The organism is Phocaeicola massiliensis B84634 = Timone 84634 = DSM 17679 = JCM 13223 (assembly GCF_000382445.1).
Taxonomy (GTDB): domain Bacteria; phylum Bacteroidota; class Bacteroidia; order Bacteroidales; family Bacteroidaceae; genus Phocaeicola; species Phocaeicola massiliensis.
Map to the genome: position 1 here is coordinate 1 of NZ_KB905479.1, position 1752 is coordinate 1752.

A 1752-nucleotide genomic window follows, 5' to 3' on the forward strand; every position below is an offset into this window, starting at 1 on the left:
AAAGGGTAGTACCGGAATATTAACCGGTTCTGCCATCGGCCTCGCCGTTCGGCTGAGCCTTAGGACCCGACTGACCCTGATCCGATTAGCGTTGATCAGGAAACCTGAGTCTTGCGGCGAGGGGGTTTCTCACCCCCTTTATCGTTACTTATACCTACATTTGCTTTTCCACACGCTCCAGCAGGGCTCACGCCCCACCTTCGACGCAGAGTGGAATGCTCCCCTACCGATCATTATATGATCCCACTGCTTCGGTAAACAGCTTGATACCCGATTATTATCCACGCCAAACTCCTCGACTAGTGAGCTGTTACGCACTCTTTAAATGAATGGCTGCTTCCAAGCCAACATCCTAGCTGTCTTAGCAATCTGACTTCGTTAGTTTAACTTAGCTGTTATTTCGGGACCTTAGCAGGTGGTCCGGATTCTTCTCCTCTCGGGCACGGACCTTAGCACCCATGCCCTCACTCCTGACCTCAAACTAATGCGCATTCGGAGTTTATCAAGACTTGATAGGCGGTGAAGCCCTCGCATCTTATCAGTCGCTCTACCTCACATTAGTAATGGTCAAGGCTGCACCTAAATGCATTTCGGGGAGTACGAGCTATCTCCAAGTTTGATTAGCCTTTCACCCCTACCCTCAAGTCATCCAGAAGCTTTTCAACGCTTATTGGTTCGGTCCTCCATCCGGTGTTACCCGGACTTCAACCTGCTCAAGGGTAGATCACTTGGTTTCGCGTCTACCACTACCGACTATACGCCCTGTTCAGACTCGCTTTCGCTTCGGCTACAGGCCTCATGACCCTTAACCTTGCCGGCAACGGTAACTCGTAGGTTCATTATGCAAAAGGCACGCCGTCACAGCTTACGCTGCTCCGACCGCTTGTAGGCGCACGGTTTCAGGAACTATTTCACTCTTCTGTTCGAAGTGCTTTTCACCTTTCCCTCACGGTACTGGTTCACTATCGGTCTCTCGGGAGTATTTAGCCTTACCGGATGGTCCCGGCTGATTCACGCAGAATTCCTCGTGCTCCGCGCTACTCAGGATACTACTATGCTTCGACAACATTCGAATACGCAACTATCATGCTCTATGGTCTTTCTTTCCAGAAAGTTCTTCTCTGCTGTTTTCATGCAATGCCGTAGTCCTACTACCCCGGTTATGCCGTAACATAACCGGTTTGGGCTATTCCCCGTTCGCTCGCCACTACTGGGGGAATCATTATTATTTTCTTTTCCTGCAGGTACTAAGATGTTTCAGTTCCCTGCGTTAGCCTCCAACCGAGTTGGATAATATCTCTTCAAGATATTGGGTTGTCCCATTCGGAAATCTCCGGATCAAAGGTTATTTGCACCTCCCCGAAGCTTATCGCAGCTTATCACGTCCTTCATCGCCTCCGAGAGCCAAGGCATCCGCCATGCGCCCTTGCTTACTTTCTTTATTATCGCACACTGTTGCCAGTGCGGGATGATATATACTTTTAGCTGTTTGCTAATAAAATTACTGTTTTGCTTGTACAATATGTCATAGATCGTTTCTCTTTTCAGAGAGAGTGGAGAATAACGGATTCGAACCGTTGACCCTCTGCGTGCAAGGCAGATGCTCTAGCCAGCTGAGCTAATCCCCCGAACTTACTGAGTTCGTAGTCCCAGGCAGAGTTGAACTGCCGACCTCTACATTATCAGTGTAGCGCTCTAACCAACTGAGCTATAGGACTGTCAGGTTCAACCTAGTCTACCTTTGTTTAGACT

Annotated in this window: 2 tRNA genes and 1 rRNA gene; all 3 read right to left on the reverse strand. The window is 49.1% G+C overall.

The window, feature by feature from the left end:
- Positions 1 to 1440 (reverse strand): 23S ribosomal RNA (locus HMPREF1534_RS0119445); the annotation flags it as partial.
- Between the two features lie 114 nt (positions 1441 to 1554).
- Positions 1555 to 1628, reverse strand: a tRNA-Ala gene (locus tag HMPREF1534_RS00060).
- Between the two features lie 16 nt (positions 1629 to 1644).
- A tRNA-Ile gene (locus tag HMPREF1534_RS00055) sits at positions 1645 to 1718 on the reverse strand.
- Between the last annotated feature and the right edge of the window lie 34 nt (positions 1719 to 1752).